Source organism: Actinoplanes couchii (genome assembly GCF_016862075.1).
In the GTDB taxonomy this organism is placed as follows: Bacteria; Actinomycetota; Actinomycetes; order Mycobacteriales; family Micromonosporaceae; genus Actinoplanes; species Actinoplanes couchii.
In genome coordinates this window covers 69,241-87,268 of record NZ_BOMG01000106.1, presented here as the reverse complement: position 1 = coordinate 87,268, position 18,028 = coordinate 69,241, and the positions used below count along the sequence as shown (strand labels likewise).

Sequence of the window (18,028 nt, the reverse complement as noted above, 5' to 3'; positions counted from 1 at the left end):
ACGGTTATCGTGGTGAACGATGTCGATATCACTGGTAGTCGCCGTGTTGATGCTCGGCGTCGCCGATGCGATGGTCGGCTCGTATTTTGTCCTGTACGTCACCGAGGTGGCCGGGTTCGGCCCGCTGGAGACCGGCGTCTTCGTCTCCATCCACGGCATCGGCGGCATCCTGACCAGCTGGCTGGCCGGCCGGGCCTTCGACCGCCGCCCGTCGCGCCGGTTCGCCGCCGCCGCGATGTTCTCCGGCGCCGCGGCCCTGGCCCTGATGACGGTGGTCACGTCGTTCCCGCTGCTGGTCCTGATCGCGTTCACCCTGCTGGGCGCTCTGGTGGCGGCGTTCCCCCAGCTGTTCGCCCTGGCCCGGGTGATCCTCGGCGACGGTCCGGCCGGCCGCCGTTCCGCCCCGCTGCTGCGTTCGGCCTGGTCCCTGGCGTGGGCGGTGGGCCCGCTGCTGGGCACGGCGGTCCTGGCATCCAGGGGTTTCCAGGCGATCCCGAGAACCGCGGCGGTCCTGATAGCCGTCGCCGCGACATGGCTCCTGCTGATGGTCCCGGCGCCCGCCGACCGCAGCCCACAGCATCCCGGCACCGAGCCGGAGGTCCGCCTGGCCCCACGGGCGACGTTCCTGCTGACCACGGGCGTGACCCTGTTCTTCGCGGCGATGTTCGCCGGTTCGATGGTGCTGCCGCTCTACGTGACCCGCGATCTGCATTTACCGACCACCACGGTGGGAGTCCTGTTCAGCGTCTGCGCGGTGGTGGAGGTACTGACGGCATTGGCGCTGGCGGCGATCCCCGCCGGGGTGAGCCAGCGCCTGATAATCCTGACCGGAATGGTCTGCTTCACCCTGTTCTTCGCGGTGACGATCCTGGCCCGGGACGTCCCGCTGCTGATAGCCGGCCAGATAGCCAGAGGCACCGGCATAGCAGTAGTGGGTGCAGCCGGAATCCGCTGGTTCCAGGACGCCATGGCCCCCGCGACAGGCCGGGCCACCACCCTCTTCGCCAACGCGACAACAGCGGGAATGGTCCTCTCCGGCGTCATGGCAGGAGGCGCCCTGGCCCTACTCGGCTACACCGGAACCCTGCTGTTGTGCACAGCCCTGACAATCGCGGCAGCCGCGGTATTCGCCGCCGGTTCCACCCGAAGCCCACAAAAGATAGAAACAAATCCCCTACGCCGATACGAATAGCACCTCAAGCAGACCCAGAACGTCCCGCCCCGTCCCGCAAGGCGGTCCCACTCGAGGCCCCCCACGCGACCGCCGGGCGAATGCGGTGGTCACCGTGCGGTCTGCATCGAGTGGCAAGTACGTGAAGTACTTGACGTACTCATCTTGCCTGGGAGGATAGGAGCACCCGACTATCCAGGAGCGCCCTGATGAACCAGGCCCGTCACTTCGAGTCGTACACCATCGCCCGGCGAAATCTTCGGGCGGTTCTCGATGCTGCTGAGGCAGGACTCGTCACCACGGTGACTCGCGACAGCGAGAAGTACCTGGTTGTTCCCGCGCGGCAACTACGAGACGAGCTGGCAGCGCTTCGTCCGTCGCGGGCCGAGGTGTTGGCCGAGGGAGGTGGCTGGGCGGTCATCCTGCCGGGCCTTCCGGTGCACGGTGACGGGGAGACCTTCGACGCGGCCCTGGACGACGCCGTCGTCGCGCTGCGGGAGTACGCGGAGGATTGGAACGACCGCCTGCGCACCGCCCCCAACCACGCCCCGCACCGTCCCGTGGTCGAACTCGTGGAGCTCTCCACCGACGAGCAGCTGCGCGACTGGCTGCTGGGCGGCGCCATGACGGCGGCCGCGTGAACGCCGGCACCCGGGTCGACCACAACCAGTTCTGCGTCACCGAGCAGTGGAACACGGTCCGTGACGCGCGCGGCCGCGCGGTCGGCCATCACGTCACCTACGAGCTGCCGCTGCGTGACGGGAGGATCCTGCGAACACGGATCTCGCGCCCGGTGGACAAGACGACCTACGGCCCCGCGCTGTGGAAGACCATCCTGACCGATCAACTGGTGGTGACCGAAGCGGAGTTCTGGACCTGCGTCCGGGACAAGGAACTCCCCGACCGTGGCCAGGACGACGGTGGCACCCCCGCGAAATCCCTGCCCGCCGGCCTGGTCTACCAGCTGATCCACGAGGCCGGTGTGCCCGAGTCCGAGGTCGCGTCGATGACCTTGACCGACGCGATGGCCGTGATGACCGAACACTGGAGCAGGCCACCGGCTGGATGATCGGTGACCGGCGCGGACGGGCCCGGCGAGACCGGGCCCGTCCGGATCGGGGTCAGGAGGCGGAGGCCAGGGAGGCCTGGGTTGGTACGCCGCGGAGGGTGGCGTCGGCGGTGGTGTCGTCGGGCTGGGTCTGGGCGGACAGTTCGGCGATCACGTGGGACTCGTAGGCCGCCGCCTCGCGTTTCGCGTCGGCCGGGGACCAGCCCAGGGCCGGGGCGATCAGTGACGCGGCCGCGTGGGCCGCCGTCACGCCGCGGTCGGGGGTCTCGAAGGCGACCCTGGTGCGGCGGGTCAGGACGTCGTCCAGGTGGCGGGCGCCCTCGTGGGTCACCGCGTACACGATCTCGGCCTTCAGGTGGCCGGGAGCGCCCTCCAGGGGCTCGCCCAGTGACGGGTCGGCCTCGATCAGGCCCAGCACCTCGTCGATCAGGGTGCCGTAGCGGCGCAGCAGGTGCTCGATCCGGGACACCGGCAGGCCGGCGGAGCGGGCCAGGGCGGTGCGCCGGTTCCAGGCGGCCCGGTAGCCGTCGGCGCCGAGCAGCGGGATCTGGTCGGTGCAGGACGGCTGGACCCGGGTGGACATGTCGCGGGCGGCGGCGTCGACGGCGTCCTTCGCCATCACCCGGTAGGTGGTGTACTTGCCGCCGGCGACCACGATCATGCCGGGGACCGGGTTGCCGACCGCGTGCTCGCGGGACAGTTTGGCCGTGCTGGCGGCCTGCGCGGACAGCAGCGGGCGCAGTCCGGCGTACACACCTTGCACGTCGTCCCTGGTCAGCGGGGTGGCGAGAGCCTTGTTGACCTCGTCCAGCAGGTAGTCGACGTCCTTGCCGGAGGCGGCCGGGTCGGCCTTGTCGAGGTCCCACTTGGTGTCGGTGGTGCCGATGATCCAGTGGTCGTCCCACGGGATGACGAACAGCACGCTGGTGGACGTACGCAGAATCATGCCGGTGTGGCCGGCGATCCGGTCGCGCGGGACCACCAGGTGGATCCCCTTGCTCGCGGTGACGGTGAACTCGCCGCGCTCGCCGGCCAGCATGGCCTGGCTGTCGCCGGTCCACACCCCGGTCGCGTTGATCACCGTGCGGGCCTTGATCTCGAACTCGGCGCCGGTGGCCAGGTCGCGGGCGCGGACGCCGACGACCCGGCGGCCGTCGCGCAGGAACCCGATCACCTCGGTGCGGGAGGCGACGTGCGCGCCGTGCGCCATCGCGGTCCGGACCAGGAACATGGTGTGCCGGGCGTCGTCGACCTGGGCGTCGTAGTAGCGGATCGCGCCGACCAGGGTCTCCGGGCGCAGCGACGGGAACGCCTTGAGCGCCTCGACCCGGCTGAGGTGCCGGTGCATCGGCACCCCGGCCCCGTTCCCGGACAGCGCGAGGATGTCGTAGAGGGCCAGGCCGGCGCCCATGTAGAGCCGTTCCCAGGCCCGCTTCTGCAGCGGGTAGAGGAACGGCACCGGCCGGACCAGGTGCGGGGCCAGTTTCTGGATCAGCAGGCCACGCTCGCGCAGCGCCTCCCGGACCAGGCTGAAGTCGAGCATCTCCAGGTAGCGCAGGCCGCCGTGGATGAGTTTGCTGGATCGGCTGGAGGTGCCGCTGGCGAAGTCACGGGCCTCGACGAGGCCGACGGAGAGGCCGCGGGTGGCGGCGTCCAGGGCCGAGCCGGCCCCGACCACGCCCGCGCCGACGATCAGGACGTCCAGCTCCTCGCCGGACGACAGGGCCGCGAGGGCCTTCTCGCGGGCCTGGGGTGAGATCACTCCGGTCTTCATGTCACGTTCCTCTTTTCCAGAGCCCGGTCAGCTGACGCTGACCCAGTCGAGGGTGCGGTCGATGGCCGCCCGCCAGCGGGTGATGCCTTCGGTGCGGCGTTCCGCGGTCCAGGACGGCTGCCAGCGCCGGTCCTCGTGCCGGTTGGCGCGCAGTTCGTCGAGGGACTTCCAGAACCCGATGGACAACCCGGCGGCGTACGCGGCCCCGAGCGCGGTGGTCTCGGCGACGACCGGCCGGCTGACCGGGACGCCGAGGATGTCGGACTGGAGTTGCATGCAGAGCGCGTTCGCGGTGACGCCGCCGTCGACCTGGAGGCAGTCCAGCGAGGTGCCGGTGTCCTGGGCCATCGCCTCGACCACGTCGCGGGTCTGGTAGCTGATCGCCTCCAGCGCGGCCCGGGTGATGTGGGCGGCGGTGTGGAAGCGGGACAGGCCGACGATGGCGCCGCGCGCGTCGGGGCGCCAGTACGGCGCGTACAGGCCGGAGAACGCCGGGACGAAGCAGACGCCGTCGCTGTCGTCGACGGTCTCGGCGAGGCTCTCGCTCTCCTCCGAGGTGTCGAACAGGCCGACCTGGTCGCGCAGCCACTGGATGGCGGAGCCGCACGCGGCGATCGAGCCCTCCAGCGCGAACACCGGTTTCTCGTCGCCGAAGCGGTAGCCGACCGTGGTGATCAGGCCGTGGCTGGACCGGACCGGGGTGGTGCCGGTGTTCATCAGCAGGAAGCCGCCGGTGCCGTACGTGCACTTGGCCTCGCCGGGTTCGAAACAGGTCTGCCCGAACAGGGCGGCCTGCTGGTCACCGAGGGTGGCGGCGATCGGCACGCCGGGCAGGGCGGCGTCGGCGGTGCCGTAGATCTCCCCGGACGAGCGGATCTCCGGCAGCATCGCGCGCGGGATCCCGAACAGGGCGAGCAGCTCGTCGTCCCAGTCGAGGGTGTCGAGGCTCATCAGCATGGTGCGGCTGGCGTTGGTCACGTCGGTCAGGTGCCGGCCGCCGGTGAGGTTCCAGATCAGCCACGAGTCGACGGTGCCGAACAGCACCTCGCCGTTCTCCGCCCGCGCCCGCAAACCGGGGATCTCCTCCAGCAGCCACTGGATCTTGGTGGCGGAGAAGTAGGTGGCCGGCGGCAACCCGGTGCGGTCCTGCACGAACGAGGCGTCCAGCCGCGCCACCAGGTAGTCGGTGCGGGTGTCCTGCCAGACGATCGCGGGCGCCACCGGCTCACCGGTCGCCCGGTCCCACAGCACCGCGGTCTCCCGCTGGTTGGTGATCCCGATCGCGGCCAGGTCCTCCGGCGCCAGGCCGGTGTCGGCGAGTGCCACCGCGATGGTCTTGAGAGTGTTCTCCCAGATCTCCGCGGGATCGTGCTCGACCCAGCCGGGCCGCGGCTGGATCTGCTGGTGTTCCAGCTGGTGCCGGCCGATCTCGTGCCCCGCCCGGTCGAAGATCATGAACCGCGTGCTGGTGGTGCCCTGATCGAGCGCTCCGATGTAGTGCGCCACAAGTGCCTCCCGTCCTCGACGAGCGCGACGTTAGGAACGGTTCGGGCGTGCGGCAACGCGGTGCGTGCGACAATGTCGCACGTGCCCGGCCTGATCCAGTCCATCGAGCGGTCCTCGGCGGTGTTACGCCTGCTCGCGGCGGGGGAGGACCGGCTGCGGGTCAAGGAGATCGCGGACGCCCTCGGCTGGCCGAAATCCACCGCGCACGGCATTCTGCGCACCCTGGAGCACGTCGGGTTCGTCGAACAGGACCCGCGGACCGCCCGTTACCGCCTCGGCCGTGGGCTGCTCGACCTGGCGTCGTCCGGCATCGACGACAACGAGCTGCGCGGCCGGGCCCTGAACTGGGCGGACGCCCTGGCCGCCCGCAGTGGCGAGGAGGCCCGGCTGGGTGTGCTGCGCGACGGACAGGTGCTCGTCGTCCACCACGTGTTCCGTCCCGACGATTCACTGCAGAATCTGGGGATCGGCGTACGTCTACCAGCGCACGCCACGGCCCTCGGCAAGGTGCTCCTCGCGTACCACGCGACCGCTGCCGCCGCGGTCACGGCGGCCGGGCTGGACGCGTACACCAGAAGAACCGTGACCAGCCGCGACGTCCTGCGCGACGACCTCGCCGTGACCCGCGCCCGCGGCTGGGGCCTGTCCGTGGAGGAGTGGCGGCCGGGCCTTGCCGCGGTGGCCGCTCCGGTGCGCACCTCCGGCGGGCTGGTCGTCGGCGCGATCGGCATCGCCGGCCCGGTGGAACGGGTCACCGACACCCGGCGCCACCCCCGCCCGCAACTGGTGGACCAGGTCGTGGCGGCGGCCCGGTCGATCTCCCGCGAGGTGCAGTCGTGAGCGAGCCGGCGAGCGAATCATCGGGCTCAGGTCATGACTCATGGCGTCGCCGGAGCGCAGCGGAGGTGACGTCGTGAGTTACGTGCTGGCGATCGATCAGGGGACGACGTCGACCCGGTGCATCCTGTTCGATCGGCGCGCGACGGTCGTCTCGGTGGTGCGGGCCGAGCATCCGCAGTCCTATCCACGGCCCGGCTGGGTCGAGCACGACGCCGCCCGGATCTGGCGGGACCTGCAGAAACTGATCCGCAGGGCGCTGCGCGAGGCGGGCATCGGGGCGTCCGAGGTGGCGGCGATCGGGATCGCCAACCAGCGCGAGACCACGGTGCTGTGGGACCGGGCGACGGGTGTTCCGGTGGCCCCGGCGATCGTCTGGCAGGACACCCGCACCGACGTGTCACACCTGGACGCCTCGTTCGTGCAGGACCGGACCGGGCTGCCTCCGGCCACCTACTTCTCGGCCACCAAGATCCAGTGGCTGCTGGAGCACACGCCCCTCTTGAAGGAGCGCGCGGAACGCGGTGAGGTGCTGTTCGGCACCATGGACAGCTGGCTGATCTGGAACATGACCGGTGGCCTGCACATCACCGACGTGACCAATGCCAGCCGTACGATGCTGATGGATCTCTCGTCCCTGGACTGGGACGACGAGCTCCTGGCGATCTTCGGGATCCCGCGGGCCATGCTGCCGGAGATCCGGTCGTCGTCCGAGGTGTACGGGACAGCCGACGCGGTGCTGCCCGGCGTGCCGATCGCCGCCGCCATCGGGGACCAGTCGGCGGCCCTGTTCGGGCAGACGTGTTTCGAGCCGGGCGAGGCCAAGTGCACGTACGGCACCGGCGGTTTCCTGCTGTTGAACACCGGCACCACGCCGGTCCGCTCCCGGCACGGGCTGATCACCACTGTCGGTTACCGGATCGGCGACGAGAAGCCGGTGTTCGCGCTGGAGGGTTCGATCGCGATCGCCGGTTCGCTGGTGCAGTGGGTGCGCGACGGCCTGGGCCTGATCGGCACGGCCTCCGAGATCGAAACCCTGGCCGGTACGGTGACCGACAACGGCGGTTGTTACATCGTGCCCGCCTTCTCCGGGCTCTTCGCGCCCTACTGGCACAGCGAGGCGCGTGGGGTGATCGTCGGGCTCACCTCGTACATCACCAAGGGTCATCTGGCTCGTGCCGTCCTGGAAGCGACCGGCTGGCAGACCAGGGACGTCGTCGACGCCATGAACGCCGACTCCGGCCTGGCGCTGACCGCCCTGAACGTCGACGGTGGAATGACAGCCGACAACCTGCTGATGCAGATAGTCGCCGACTTCCTCCAGGTCCCGGTGGTCCGTCCGATGGTCGCCGAGACGGTGTCACTGGGCGCGGCATACGCGGCCGGGCTCGCGGTCGGTTACTGGTCGGACCTACGCGACCTGCGCGCGAACCGGCACCGCGCGGGTAGTTGGCGTCCGGCTCTGGACGCCGGCCGCCGGGAACACGAATACGCCAACTGGCGACGGGCCGTCGAGTGCGCCGTCTTCTTCAGCCGCGGGGATCAGGATGGTTTGCGGTAGACCGAGATGTGATCGGTGCTGTCCGACGTGAACGGATCACGTTGCCAGGTCGCGAACCTGTCCTCCAGGACGAGCCCGGCCGCCGCGGCCATCGTGTCGATCTGCTCCGGCCACTGGTACCGCATGCCGAACGGCTCCAGCTTCACCCCGCCGTCGGTGAACGTGATCGTCTGCCGGACGAAGGTCTGCGCGGCCCGGTCGTACCTGTGCATCCGGACCGTGACCGACTCCTCGGTCACGTCGCGCACTTGGACCTCCCGCTCCTCCTGATCGAACTTCGCGCCGTCGGGCACGAAAGCCTCGACCACGAACCGCCCGCCCGGAGGCAGCACCCGGGCCACATTGCGCAGGCAGTCCTCCTGCCGGCCCGGCGTGGTCAGGTTGAACAGGGTGTTGAAGACCAGGTAGACGAGGGGATAGGTGCCGCCGGCCGGCACGTCGGCCATGTCGGCGATCACCACCGGAAGATCCGCCCCGCCCGGTTTGGCGCGCAACACGTCCACCATTTCGGCTGAGGCCTCCACCCCCTCGACCGGGATGCCTCGGGCGGCCAGCGGCAGGGCCACCCTCCCGGTGCCGATCGCCAGCTCCAGCACCGGGCCACCGTCGGCGAGGGCGGCCAGGAACTCCACGGCGGGGCCGGGATCGGGGTTGCCGGGATCGTCGTATCTCGCCGCCCACTGCCGGCCGAACAGTCCGGGATCGTCCAGAAGCGCCATGCCGTAACGCTACCCTTGATCCACCATGGACAGAACCTTTGACTAGGGATGTCCGCAATGGTGGAGCACTGTGCGGCATCCGCCGGAGAACGTCATGGTGAACGTCTCACTTCGGTCACATGAATGCCAGATTTTGTGGGAGCGTCTACAGTCGCCGTGACCAGGTGCATCCGTTCGGTTGCGCGGGATCACGACGAAGGGAGGCTGACATGGCGAAGACCACGGAAGCCGTCAAGGCCAAGGCGAAGAAGGCCGTGAAGGCCGTAGAGGCTCCGATCAAGGAGAAGAAGGCCAAGAAGGCCGCCGTCGTGGTCGAGGCCCCGAAGGCGAAGAAGGCCGACAAGCCGGCGAAGCCCGTCAAGGCCGTGAAGCCCGCCAAGGCGGAGAAGCCGGCCAAGGCCGCCAAGGCTGTGAAGCCCGTCAAGGTCGAGAAGCCGGCCGCCGTGAAGCCCGTCAAGGTCGAGAAGCCCGCCGCCGTCAAGGCCGTCAAGGTCGAGAAGCCGGCCAAGAAGGTCGCCAAGAAGAAGTGAGACAGCGGGCCGCCGGGTGCCGGGCCCGGCGGCCGGTCACTTCTCGGTGGTGAACAGCTCGCACGTCATGTTGTAGAAGCGGTCCGTCTGTCCGGCATGGCGCATGCCGAGACGCCGGCACACCGCCTGTGACGCCTCGTTCTCCGGCCAGGTCACCGCCAGCACCGGGTCGATGCCGGACCTCGCCGCGTACGCCATCACCGCGTTCGCCGCCTCGGTGGCGTAACCCTTGCCCCACGCGTTGGGGTGCAGGTGCCAGCCGATCTCGGTCTCGTCGGTGGGCGTCAGTTTCTCCCCGGACGCCAACAGTGGCACCAGCAGCGCCGTGCCGAGCAGATGGCCGGTCGCCCGGTCCTGGATCGCCCAGATGGTGTGCACGTCGTCCTGCCGGTCCCGCCAGCGGGTGAGTGTGGCGACCGCGTCGTCCCGGCCGTCCAGCACCCGTGGTGACGAGCCGAGGTAGCGGGCCACCTCCCAGCGCGAGTACATGTCCAGGAGGAAGTCGACATCCTTCTCCTCCCACTCGCGCAGAAGCAGCCGGGGTGAGATCAGTGACCGCATCGCCGCAGCGTAACCGGGATTGCGGGGAAACGTAACCGGCCGGTAACACGGTAGCGGAGCAACCCGGCACCGCCGATGACGTTGAAGAAGCGTGCGCCAGGATCAACTAGTCAACGACATGGTCTACGGTCGGCACGTGCTTGACGAGCCCGACCAGCCACCCCCCGAAGCCACGGACGCCGACGCCGCCTCCGGCTTCACCGTCCGGCTGGACAACTTCACCGGACCGTTCGACCTGTTGCTGCAGCTGATCGGCAAGCACAAGCTGGACGTGACCGAGATCGCGCTGCACCAGGTCACCGACGACTTCATCGCCTACATCCGGGCCATGGGCGACGACTGGGACCTCGGCGAGACCAGTGAGTTCCTGCTGGTCGCGGCCACTCTGCTGGACCTCAAGGCGGCCCGGCTGCTGCCCGCCGCCGAGGTCGAGGACGAGGAGGACCTCGCCCTGCTGGAGGCGCGCGACCTGCTGTTCACCCGGCTCCTGCAGTACAAGGCCTTCAAGGAGGCCGCCGCGCACATCGCCGAACTCGAGGCGGTCGGGGCGCGTCGCTGGCCGCGACAGGTCTCTCTGGAGCCTCGGTACGCCGAAGCCCTCCCCGAATTGGTCCTGGGTGTCGGGCCGGCGCGGATGCTGAAACTGGCGCTCCGGTCGTTCCTGCCCAAACCGGGGCCGCCGCAGGTCTCCATCGCGCACATCCACCAGGTGCGGGTCAGTGTCCGGGAGCACGCCGGGCTGCTGCGGGACCGGCTGCGGCGGGCCGGCACCGCCACGTTCAGCCTGCTCGTCGCGGACTGTGAGAACACCCTCGAGGTGGTGGCCCGGTTCCTGGCGCTGCTGGAGCTGTACCGGGAAGGGCTGATCGACTTCGAACAGCCGGTGTCGCTCGACGAACTGGTCGTCCGTTGGATCGGCGGTGCCGACGCGGCCGACGTCGAACTCGACATCGACGACTACGAGGGCAGCAAACCGGTCGAGGAGACCACCGGTTCGGACGAACCTGCACCGGTGGGCCTTGACTCGGGCGCGCCCGATACCGATCTTGACGAGGAGGCTCCGGCGACCGGGCCGACAGCCGTGGAGGAGAGACAGTGAGCACCGAGGAGCGCCCGGAGAGCCTGGCCGCACAGGCGGCGGCCTGGGTTCCCCCGTGGGAACGCCGCCGAGACCCGGACCCGGAATACCCGTCCTCGGTCGACGACCCGACCCCACCCGAGGCTCCCGACACCCCCGAGCCCGAGGCCACCGCCCCGGCGGAGAAGGCCGGCGATCCGGACGAAGATTCGCAGCCGGACCATGGCTCGTCACCGACCCGGGATTCGACACCGACCCGGGGTTCAACGCTGAGCTGGGGTTCGACCCTGACGTGGGATCCGGACCCGGACGAGGATCCAGAGCCGGACGAGATTCCGGAGCCGACAGCTTCTTCCTTGACCGACATTTCGGAAATGTCCGGCAAGAAGGGGGCGGGCGAGGCCGAACTGGAAGCAGAGGTTGCCGCCGCCGAGCCCGAACCCGAGCCCGAACCAGTTGCGGTAGAACCTGAGCCCGAACCAGTTGCGGCAGAGCCCGAACCCAAGGCTGAACCCGAGGCTGGGGCTGTGGTGGAAGCGCCTGTGGTGGAGGTGGTTGCGGCGGCGGTTCCGGTTCAGCCTCGGCGGCCCCGGGAGAGCGCTGCCGCCGCGGTGCAGAGCGTCGTCCGTACCGAAGAAGCGGTGTTGATCGATGATGCCGACCTCGCCGCCGCGCTCGAATCGATCATGCTGGTGGTCGACGAACCGGTCGGTGAGCTGCAGCTGGCGCAGGTTCTGGAGCAGCCGGTGGAGCGGATCGCCCGGACCCTGGAGGACATCTCGGCGCGGTACACCGCGGCCGGCCACGGCATCGACCTGCGCCGGGTGGCCGGCGGGTGGCGGCTCTACACCAGGCCGGAGTACGCGGCGTACGTCGAACGGTTCGTCCTGGACGGCCAGTCGGTGCGGCTGACCCAGGCCGCCCTGGAGACACTCGCCGTGGTCGCTTACAAGCAGCCGGTGACGCGTTCGCGTATCTCCGCCATCCGCGGTGTGAACTGTGACGGGGTCATGCGTACGCTGGTCACTCGCGGCCTCATCGAGGAATGCGGTACCGAACCGGAAACCGGGGCATACCTGTACCGGACGACGCCGTTGTTCCTCGAGAAGCTGGGCCTCAACTCGGTCGATCAGCTGCCGCCGCTCGCTCCGTTCCTGCCCGACGATGTGGAAGAAGTGCTCGATGCCTCAGGCTGACACCGCCGAACGCCTTCAGAAAGTCCTGGCCCTTGCCGGTGTCGGATCCCGCCGCGCCTGCGAAGACCTGATCTTCCGGCGGCGTGTCACCGTCAACGGCCGGGTCGCCAGGCTCGGCGACAAGGTCGACCCCGCCACCGCGGAGATCCACGTCGACGGGCAGCGGGTGATCACCAACACCAAGCTCGTCTACGTGGCGCTGAACAAGCCGCGCGGTGTGGTCTCCAGCCTCGACGACGAGAAGGGCCGCACCGAGCTGGCCGACTTCCTCGGCGCCAACTTCGAGCAGCGGCTGTTCCACGTGGGCCGGCTGGACGCCGAGTCCGAGGGCCTGCTGCTGTTCACCAACGACGGTGGTCTGGCACACAAGCTGATGCACCCGTCGTACGAGATCAACAAGACGTACCTGGCCGAGGTGGTCGGCCCGTTGCCGCGTACCGTCGGCCGCGCCCTGCAGAAGGGTGTCGAGCTGGAGGACGGCCCGGCGAAGGTGGACTCGTTCCGCCTGGTCGACGCGATCGGCAAGACGGCCCAGGTGGAGATCGTGCTCCACGAGGGCCGTAAGCACATCGTGCGCCGGATGATGGACGCGGTCGGCCACCCGGTCACCCGCCTGATCCGTACCTCGGTGGGCCCGATCCGTCTCGGCGATCTGCGGCCGGGCGGTTTCCGGCACCTTTCCGCCGCCGAGGTGGCAGCCCTTTTCAAGGCTGTCGGGGACTGACAAGGTAATGGGCGGCCGCCTGTTTCAGTATTGACGGTCGCCCAGCACGTCTTTCGCGGAAACGGCGTCGAAGACGTTCTGTTCCGGTGAGATGCGTTTGTCGATCCGCCCGCCGAGATGGATCGCGACGACGACACCCATCAACTGTTCGCCGATCAGCGGACTGCACTCGACGACGTAGTTGAGTTTGCCGGCGACCAGGCTCTCCAGCCCTTTCTTGGTGGCGTCGACGGTGACCAGGCGGACGTCGGTGCCGGGTTTCTTCCCGGCCGCTTCCAGGGCTTTCACCGCGCCGAGGCCCATGTCGTCGTTCTGGGCGAACACCGCGTCGATCCGTTTCACCTTGCGGATCAGTCTGCGCATCGCGGTCTCGCCGCCGTCGACGGTCCAGTTCCCGGTCTCGGCCGCGACGATCCTGAGTTTGCCGCTGCGGCTCGCGGTGGTCGCGAAGCCCTCGGCGCGCAGTTTGGTCGGGGTGGCGCCGGTGCTGCCGAGGATCTCCACCACGTGCACCTGTTCTTCGGTGTCGTTGTAGTCGTTCTCCAGGTAGATCGCGGCCAGGTTGCCCTCGGCGGCGAACTCGGCGCCGATCGAGCTGACGTAGAGCGAGGTGTCGGCGGTCTCGATCAGCCGGTCGGTGAGGATCACCGGGATCTTCGCGGCGCGGGCCTCGCGCAGCACCTCGTCGTAGCCGGTCTCCACCACCGGGGAGAACGCGATCGCGGTGACGTCGGCCCGGATGAACGAGCGGATGTCGGCGAGCTGCCGTTTCTGGTCGCCCTCGGCGTTCTTGAAGAGCAGTTCGACGCGGTTGCGTTCGGCGGCCTTCTTGATCGAGGCGGTGTTCGCCAGCCGCCAGCCGCTCTCCGAGCCGACCTGGGAGAAGCCGAGCACGATCGGGCCGCTGGGTGGTCTGAGCTGGGCGGAGCCGGTTTCCCGGCCGCACCCGGCCAGGGTGAGAGCCAGCGCCGACGTCACCAGGGAACGTCTGTTCATCACAAGTCGACCCCCGTCGACGAAAATGATCACGATCAATTCTCGGAACGGGGGTGAGGGTAGCAATGCGATTGGCAGGGATCCACCCCGCTAAATGAATTGTCGGACTTCCGTCGGCGGCATTTCTCGCCATTTCCCCCGGGCATCGGTGATACCCGGGGGAATGTCGGGAAATATCAGGCGCGCATGACGGTGGCGATCGGAATCCCGGCCGCCCGGATCGCCGGGATCAGACCACCCAGCACACCGGCGATCAGGCCGGCGATCACCCCGGCCACCCCGGCGTCCCAGGGGAACACCACACCCTGCAGGAACGGGGTCGAACTGCCGGCCACCACGACGATCACCTTCAAGGCGCCCGCGCTGGCCGCGATCGCCAGCGCCGCGGTGAGCATCCCGGTGATCAGCGTCTCGGCCAGCACGATGCCGGCCAGCAGCGCCCGCGGGGTGCCGACCGCCCGGCGCAGCGCGAACTCCTCGACCCGCTCGCCGACCGTGGCCAGACCCACGTTCAGGATGCCGGCCACACCGATCAGCAGGACCAGGCCGGCCATCGCCAGGAAGATCATCCGCATCAGGGCCAGCTGCTCCTGCTGGTCCTCCCGGGAGTTGACCACGTTGACGTACGGCTCGACGCCGATCGCCTTGAGCTTCGACGTCAGCACCTGCTCGACCGGGGTCGGCGTGACCATCAGGACCCGTACCTCGGTGTAGTTCGGGTCGACGAGCTTGCTGACCGGCACCCAGTGGGTCAGCTCGTCCATCCGCACGTACGCACGCGGTTGCGGGTCGGCGTCGTCGACCACCCCGACGATCTGCGGTGTCAGGTTCGCCGTGGAACCGGGGATCCGCATCTCGGCCGGCACCCGGTACTGCTCGAAGCCCTTCGCCGCCTCCCGGTTCAGCACCAGTTTCGGCGCCAGCGACGGCATCGAGGAGAAGTCCAGCCACTCGCCGGACTGCGGGCGGTACGGCCGGAACTTGCGGACGTCACCGGTGAGCGCGGTCAGCCGGACCTCGATCGCCTGCCCCTGCGGAGCCAGCTCGGACGCCGGGATCTCGTAACAGCCGGTGTTGTCGCAGTTCATCGGCGGGCCGCCGCCGTACATGCTGTTCCCGTCGAACGGGGAGGCGCCCTCGTTCACCGGCCGGACCCCGGGCTCGCCGATGATCGCCGACATGCCGGTCATGGCCACCGCGTCGTCCCGCCCGGCGACCGTGTCCACCACGGTGGTCCCGATCTTCGGGGAGCTGCCGCCCATCTCCATCACGGTGGTGCCGTCCAGGCCCTCGTACAGCTCCAGGTCGGCGAGCACGGCCCGCTCGGCGATGCTCGCGCCGGCCTGCACCACCACCACCGCGAGTACGCCGAGGAAGAGGCTCACCATCGAGAGCAGGGTGCGGGTCTTCCGGGACCGGATCCCCTGCAACCCGATGATCAGCGCCGACCGGAACCGTCCCGACAGCCGCATCAGACCGCCACCTGCTCGGTCAGCACGCCGGCCTCCAGGTGCACGACCCGGCCCATCCGGGCGGCGTGGTCCCGGTCGTGGGTGACCAGGATCAGCGAGCAACCACGGGCGGTCACCGATTGCAGCGCGTCGATCACCAGCGCGCCGGTCTCGGTGTCCAGGGCGCCGGTCGGCTCGTCGGCCAGCAGGATCTTCGGTTCCCGGACCAGGGCCCGGGCGATCGCCACCCGCTGCTGCTCACCACCGGACATCCGGGACGGGCGGTTCTTCGCCAGATGCGCGATGCCGACCTCCTCGAGGGCCGCCATCACCTTCGCCCTACGCTGCCGCCGGGGCAGCCAGCCCTGGCCGTTGACCAGTGCCATCGCCACGTTCTGGGCCGCGGTCAGGTGCTTGAGCAGGAAGAACCGCTGGAACACGAACCCGTAGTGCGAGCTGCGCAGTTTCGCCGCCCGGCGCTCCGGCAGCCGGCTGATGTCGGTGCCGTCCAGCAGGTAGCTGCCCTGGTCCGGGCGGTCGAACAGGCCCAGGATGCTGAGCAGGGTGCTCTTGCCGGAGCCGGAGCGGCCGACGATGGCCAGGCTCTCCCCGGCGTGCACGTCGAGGCTGACGCCGTCCAGGATCGTACGCGGCTGCTCCTGTCCTTTGAGGATCTTGGTGATGCCGGAGAGCTGGATCAGCGCCGTCACCCGGTCACCTCCGGCGCCGGCGTCGGCAGGTTCGGCCCCGGGACCGCGATGGTCTCGCTGCCGACCAGGCCCTTCTTGATCTCGACGACCTTGCCGTCCGAGATGCCGAGCTCCACGTCGATCGTCTTGCGCTGTTTGTCCGCGCCGATCACCAGGTCGACCTTGCCCTTGCCGGACAGCCCGGCGACCGCCTCGACCGGCAGGACCAGGGCGTTCTCGGCCCGGCCGGTGATCACGTCGAGGGTCACGTCGGAGCCGTTGATCAGCCGGGTCTTCGCCGGGGCGACACAGACCACCTGCAGGCCGGTCGGCTCGGAGCCCTCGCCGCCGGTGGCCGCGCCCGGATCCTCGCCCGATTCCGGCGCCGGCGCTCCGGACGAGCCGGGTGCCGGATTGGTGGTGGCCGACGGCTTCGGCGCGGGCAGTGACCCGGCCGGCAGTGCGGCGATCGTGCCCACCGGCTCACACTCGAACGGGCCGGGACCGTTCTTGATCTGCGCCTTGATCGACTCGACCGATCCGGAGATCCGGTACGCCTGGGCGCTGTCGATGTCCGCCACGATGCCGTAGCCGATGTGCTTGGCCGACACCACCGGCATGCCCTTGGAGACCGGGGCCCGGTCGTCCATCAGACGGCCGGCCATCACCGACCCGATCGGGATCTCCACCCGGCGCGGCGAGCCCTTCACCCAGACCGTCGCCACCCAGGTCCGCCGGTCCACCGGGGTGGTGCTCGGCTTGCGGTCCACGTACCGGATCTCGCCGGCGGCCGGGGCGGCCAGCCCGAACACCGGGTTGATCGTCACCTTTCCGGCCAGGCTGATCTGGTTCGTCAGGTCCTGGCGGGCCGGCTGCACGGTGGTGAGCACGGTTCCCCTGGCCTCGAGGCCCGGTGTCTGCGCCGCCTCGGACTCCGACGTACAGCCACTCAGGACAACGGTCGCGGCCAGCGCCGTCACGCCCACACGTCTTCTCACAAGTACCCCGTTCCGCGTCAACTCGGACAAACCGGCATCGACGATGGTGCCTGCGAACCGGCGCGGCGAAACGGTACCGTATGGACGCAACGGGTGTATCGCGAACCTGTGCCAAAACTGTGGGCCGGACGGGCGGGAAACTCAGTCCGCCGGGTAACCGTGCGCGGCCAGCACGGTCAGCAACTGCTCGTCCCACAGGGCCTCGTCGGCGTCCCGCCAGCGGTGACCGTGCGGGCACTGCCAGTTCGGTGGCTCGGTGGGCATCATGCAGCCGCCGAGCGCCAGCTCCCCGTGCGCGGCGGCCTCCTGGGCCTCCGCCACCGGATAGCCGAAGATCAGCGGGATGCCGGCCGACCCGCACTCGGGACACGAACAGATCATCCCCGCACGGTACCCAGCTCCGCCACGAGCAGTCGACCACCCTCGAAAACGCCGCCGTCGATCGCCAGCACCCGGTCGTCGCTGTACCGGTGCGGCTCCCGGACCGTCTCCCGGGTGTAGCCGAACTGGCTGATCAGCGTGCTGTGCCCGTGCACGATCACGGATCCGCCGAACGCGCCGAGCAGCGCGTCGACCGCGGCCGGCGACGACAACTCGCCACGGCCGCTGAGCCGGCTGACGAAATAGAGCCACTCGCCCGGATCGGTGCCGGTCATCTCCTCGGCCACCACCGCGTTCACCGCGTCCAGGTCGTCGCCGAAGTCCAGGTACCGGGTGCTGTCGCAGTGCATCAGCAGGTGATCGTCGACCACGGCCAGTGCGGGCAGCGACCCCAGCCAGGCCACGTGGTCGGCGGTCAGACCTTCCAGATCACGATCTTGTCCGCCGTACGCCAACCAGGCCCCGTAGTACCCGTCGGTCCGTGACTCCCAGCCCGGAATGGTCGCCGCCCCGAACCTCTTGGCCGCCAGCAGCTGCACCTCGTGATTGCCGAGCAGCGCACCGACCTCGCCCCCGGCGGCCGCCGCCTGCCCGGTCAGCCGCCGGATGTCGTCGATCACCCCGATCCCGTCCGGGCCCCGGTCGAAGTAGTCGCCGAGCAGCCACAGCCGGGCGTCCGCCCCCGACCAGTCCCCGGCGGCGTCGATCAGCCCGGTGTCCCGCAGCACGTCATGGAACTCGGCGCGGTGACCATGGATGTCGCTGACAGCGAAGAGAGCAGGCACGA

The 18,028-nt window shown here is 69.5% G+C and carries 19 protein-coding genes; 9 read left to right on the top strand and 10 right to left on the bottom strand.

The window, feature by feature from the left end; all coding sequences use genetic code 11:
* Positions 1–19 precede the first annotated feature (19 nt).
* The 3 genes from Aco03nite_RS43570 to Aco03nite_RS43560 all read left to right on the top strand — a co-directional run bounded on the left by Aco03nite_RS43570 (position 20) and on the right by Aco03nite_RS43560 (position 2,240).
* Positions 20–1,192, top strand: coding sequence for an MFS transporter (locus Aco03nite_RS43570; RefSeq protein ID WP_203807316.1), 1,173 nt, complete (start codon positions 20–22; stop codon positions 1,190–1,192).
* A 188-nt stretch (positions 1,193–1,380) separates the two neighbouring features.
* Positions 1,381–1,812 (top strand): hypothetical protein, encoded by a 432-nt coding sequence (locus Aco03nite_RS43565; RefSeq protein ID WP_203807315.1) that lies wholly within the window; start codon positions 1,381–1,383, stop codon positions 1,810–1,812.
* Positions 1,809–2,240 carry a hypothetical protein gene (locus tag Aco03nite_RS43560; RefSeq protein WP_203807313.1) on the top strand — a complete coding sequence of 144 codons (432 nt, stop codon included), beginning with the start codon at positions 1,809–1,811 and terminating at the stop codon, positions 2,238–2,240. Before Aco03nite_RS43565 ends, Aco03nite_RS43560 begins: the two co-directional genes overlap by 4 nt.
* A gap of 52 nt (positions 2,241–2,292) precedes the next feature.
* On the opposite strand, the gene Aco03nite_RS43555 is transcribed toward Aco03nite_RS43560, so the two are convergent.
* Complete coding sequence (locus Aco03nite_RS43555) at positions 2,293–4,014, bottom strand: glycerol-3-phosphate dehydrogenase/oxidase (RefSeq protein WP_203807311.1); 1,722 nt, start codon at positions 4,012–4,014, stop codon at positions 2,293–2,295.
* A gap of 27 nt (positions 4,015–4,041) precedes the next feature.
* The gene (gene glpK / locus Aco03nite_RS43550) at positions 4,042–5,520 is read right to left on the bottom strand and encodes a glycerol kinase GlpK (RefSeq protein WP_203807309.1); all 1,479 of its coding nucleotides are present in this window, start codon (positions 5,518–5,520) and stop codon (positions 4,042–4,044) included.
* Positions 5,521–5,601: 81 nt separating this feature from the next.
* On the opposite strand from glpK (Aco03nite_RS43550), the gene Aco03nite_RS43545 reads away from it, so the two are divergent.
* Positions 5,602–6,360: an IclR family transcriptional regulator gene (locus Aco03nite_RS43545; protein WP_203807307.1), complete on the top strand. Its 759-nt coding sequence runs from the start codon at positions 5,602–5,604 to the stop codon at positions 6,358–6,360.
* A gap of 73 nt (positions 6,361–6,433) precedes the next feature.
* Entirely contained in the window at positions 6,434–7,918 is a 1,485-nt protein-coding gene (gene glpK, locus Aco03nite_RS43540) for a glycerol kinase GlpK (RefSeq protein WP_373872681.1), read from the top strand.
* Here the strand turns inward: glpK (Aco03nite_RS43540) and Aco03nite_RS43535 are convergent.
* Positions 7,900–8,637 (bottom strand): class I SAM-dependent DNA methyltransferase, encoded by a 738-nt coding sequence (locus Aco03nite_RS43535; protein WP_203807303.1) that lies wholly within the window; start codon positions 8,635–8,637, stop codon positions 7,900–7,902. The genes glpK (Aco03nite_RS43540) and Aco03nite_RS43535 overlap by 19 nt on opposite strands.
* Positions 8,638–8,846: 209 nt before the next feature.
* On the opposite strand from Aco03nite_RS43535, the gene Aco03nite_RS43530 reads away from it, so the two are divergent.
* Positions 8,847–9,167 (top strand): hypothetical protein, encoded by a 321-nt coding sequence (locus Aco03nite_RS43530; protein ID WP_203807301.1) that lies wholly within the window; start codon positions 8,847–8,849, stop codon positions 9,165–9,167.
* Positions 9,168–9,203: 36 nt separating this feature from the next.
* On the opposite strand, the gene Aco03nite_RS43525 is transcribed toward Aco03nite_RS43530, so the two are convergent.
* Positions 9,204–9,728, bottom strand: coding sequence for a GNAT family N-acetyltransferase (locus tag Aco03nite_RS43525; RefSeq protein ID WP_203807299.1), 525 nt, complete (start codon positions 9,726–9,728; stop codon positions 9,204–9,206).
* Between the two features lie 118 nt (positions 9,729–9,846).
* Between Aco03nite_RS43525 and Aco03nite_RS43520 the strand changes: the two genes are divergently transcribed.
* The 3 genes from Aco03nite_RS43520 to Aco03nite_RS43510 all read left to right on the top strand — a co-directional run bounded on the left by Aco03nite_RS43520 (position 9,847) and on the right by Aco03nite_RS43510 (position 12,726).
* The gene (locus tag Aco03nite_RS43520; protein WP_203807297.1) at positions 9,847–10,827 is read left to right on the top strand and encodes a segregation and condensation protein A; all 981 of its coding nucleotides are present in this window, start codon (positions 9,847–9,849) and stop codon (positions 10,825–10,827) included.
* A gap of 335 nt (positions 10,828–11,162) precedes the next feature.
* Positions 11,163–12,002 carry an SMC-Scp complex subunit ScpB gene (scpB, locus tag Aco03nite_RS43515; RefSeq protein WP_239145923.1) on the top strand — a complete coding sequence of 280 codons (840 nt, stop codon included), beginning with the start codon at positions 11,163–11,165 and terminating at the stop codon, positions 12,000–12,002.
* On the top strand, positions 11,971–12,726 hold the full coding sequence (locus Aco03nite_RS43510) for a pseudouridine synthase (RefSeq protein WP_203807293.1): 756 nt from the start codon (positions 11,971–11,973) through the stop codon (positions 12,724–12,726). The genes scpB and Aco03nite_RS43510 overlap by 32 nt, the downstream gene beginning before the upstream one ends.
* Positions 12,727–12,750: 24 nt before the next feature.
* On the opposite strand, the gene Aco03nite_RS43505 is transcribed toward Aco03nite_RS43510, so the two are convergent.
* The 6 genes from Aco03nite_RS43505 to Aco03nite_RS43480 all read right to left on the bottom strand — a co-directional run bounded on the left by Aco03nite_RS43505 (position 12,751) and on the right by Aco03nite_RS43480 (position 18,026).
* The gene (locus Aco03nite_RS43505; RefSeq protein ID WP_203807291.1) at positions 12,751–13,722 is read right to left on the bottom strand and encodes an ABC transporter substrate-binding protein; all 972 of its coding nucleotides are present in this window, start codon (positions 13,720–13,722) and stop codon (positions 12,751–12,753) included.
* A 176-nt stretch (positions 13,723–13,898) separates the two neighbouring features.
* Entirely contained in the window at positions 13,899–15,194 is a 1,296-nt protein-coding gene (locus Aco03nite_RS43500) for an ABC transporter permease (protein WP_239145922.1), read from the bottom strand.
* Complete coding sequence (locus Aco03nite_RS43495; RefSeq protein ID WP_203807289.1) at positions 15,194–15,883, bottom strand: ABC transporter ATP-binding protein; 690 nt, start codon at positions 15,881–15,883, stop codon at positions 15,194–15,196. Before Aco03nite_RS43495 ends, Aco03nite_RS43500 begins: the two co-directional genes overlap by 1 nt.
* On the bottom strand, positions 15,880–16,860 hold the full coding sequence (locus Aco03nite_RS43490) for an efflux RND transporter periplasmic adaptor subunit (protein WP_239145921.1): 981 nt from the start codon (positions 16,858–16,860) through the stop codon (positions 15,880–15,882). Before Aco03nite_RS43490 ends, Aco03nite_RS43495 begins: the two co-directional genes overlap by 4 nt.
* 141 nt (positions 16,861–17,001) lie before the next feature.
* Positions 17,002–17,241, bottom strand: coding sequence for a hypothetical protein (locus tag Aco03nite_RS43485; protein ID WP_203807287.1), 240 nt, complete (start codon positions 17,239–17,241; stop codon positions 17,002–17,004).
* Positions 17,238–18,026 carry a metallophosphoesterase gene (locus Aco03nite_RS43480; protein ID WP_239145920.1) on the bottom strand — a complete coding sequence of 263 codons (789 nt, stop codon included), beginning with the start codon at positions 18,024–18,026 and terminating at the stop codon, positions 17,238–17,240. The genes Aco03nite_RS43485 and Aco03nite_RS43480 overlap by 4 nt, the downstream gene beginning before the upstream one ends.
* Positions 18,027–18,028: the final 2 nt, after the last annotated feature.

Coding starts and splice junctions, on each gene's coding strand:
- Aco03nite_RS43505 (WP_203807291.1), bottom strand. CDS start 13,722: ATGAACAGACGTTCCCTGGTGACGTCGGCGCTGGCTCTCACCCTGGCC.
- Aco03nite_RS43520 (WP_203807297.1), top strand. CDS start 9,847: ATGGTCTACGGTCGGCACGTGCTTGACGAGCCCGACCAGCCACCCCCC.
- Aco03nite_RS43570 (WP_203807316.1), top strand. CDS start 20: ATGTCGATATCACTGGTAGTCGCCGTGTTGATGCTCGGCGTCGCCGAT.
- Aco03nite_RS43485 (WP_203807287.1), bottom strand. CDS start 17,241: ATGATCTGTTCGTGTCCCGAGTGCGGGTCGGCCGGCATCCCGCTGATC.
- Aco03nite_RS43500 (WP_239145922.1), bottom strand. CDS start 15,194: ATGCGGCTGTCGGGACGGTTCCGGTCGGCGCTGATCATCGGGTTGCAG.
- Aco03nite_RS43525 (WP_203807299.1), bottom strand. CDS start 9,728: ATGCGGTCACTGATCTCACCCCGGCTGCTTCTGCGCGAGTGGGAGGAG.
- Aco03nite_RS43565 (WP_203807315.1), top strand. CDS start 1,381: ATGAACCAGGCCCGTCACTTCGAGTCGTACACCATCGCCCGGCGAAAT.
- Aco03nite_RS43555 (WP_203807311.1), bottom strand. CDS start 4,014: ATGAAGACCGGAGTGATCTCACCCCAGGCCCGCGAGAAGGCCCTCGCG.
- Aco03nite_RS43530 (WP_203807301.1), top strand. CDS start 8,847: ATGGCGAAGACCACGGAAGCCGTCAAGGCCAAGGCGAAGAAGGCCGTG.
- Aco03nite_RS43510 (WP_203807293.1), top strand. CDS start 11,971: ATGTGGAAGAAGTGCTCGATGCCTCAGGCTGACACCGCCGAACGCCTT.
- Aco03nite_RS43535 (WP_203807303.1), bottom strand. CDS start 8,637: ATGGCGCTTCTGGACGATCCCGGACTGTTCGGCCGGCAGTGGGCGGCG.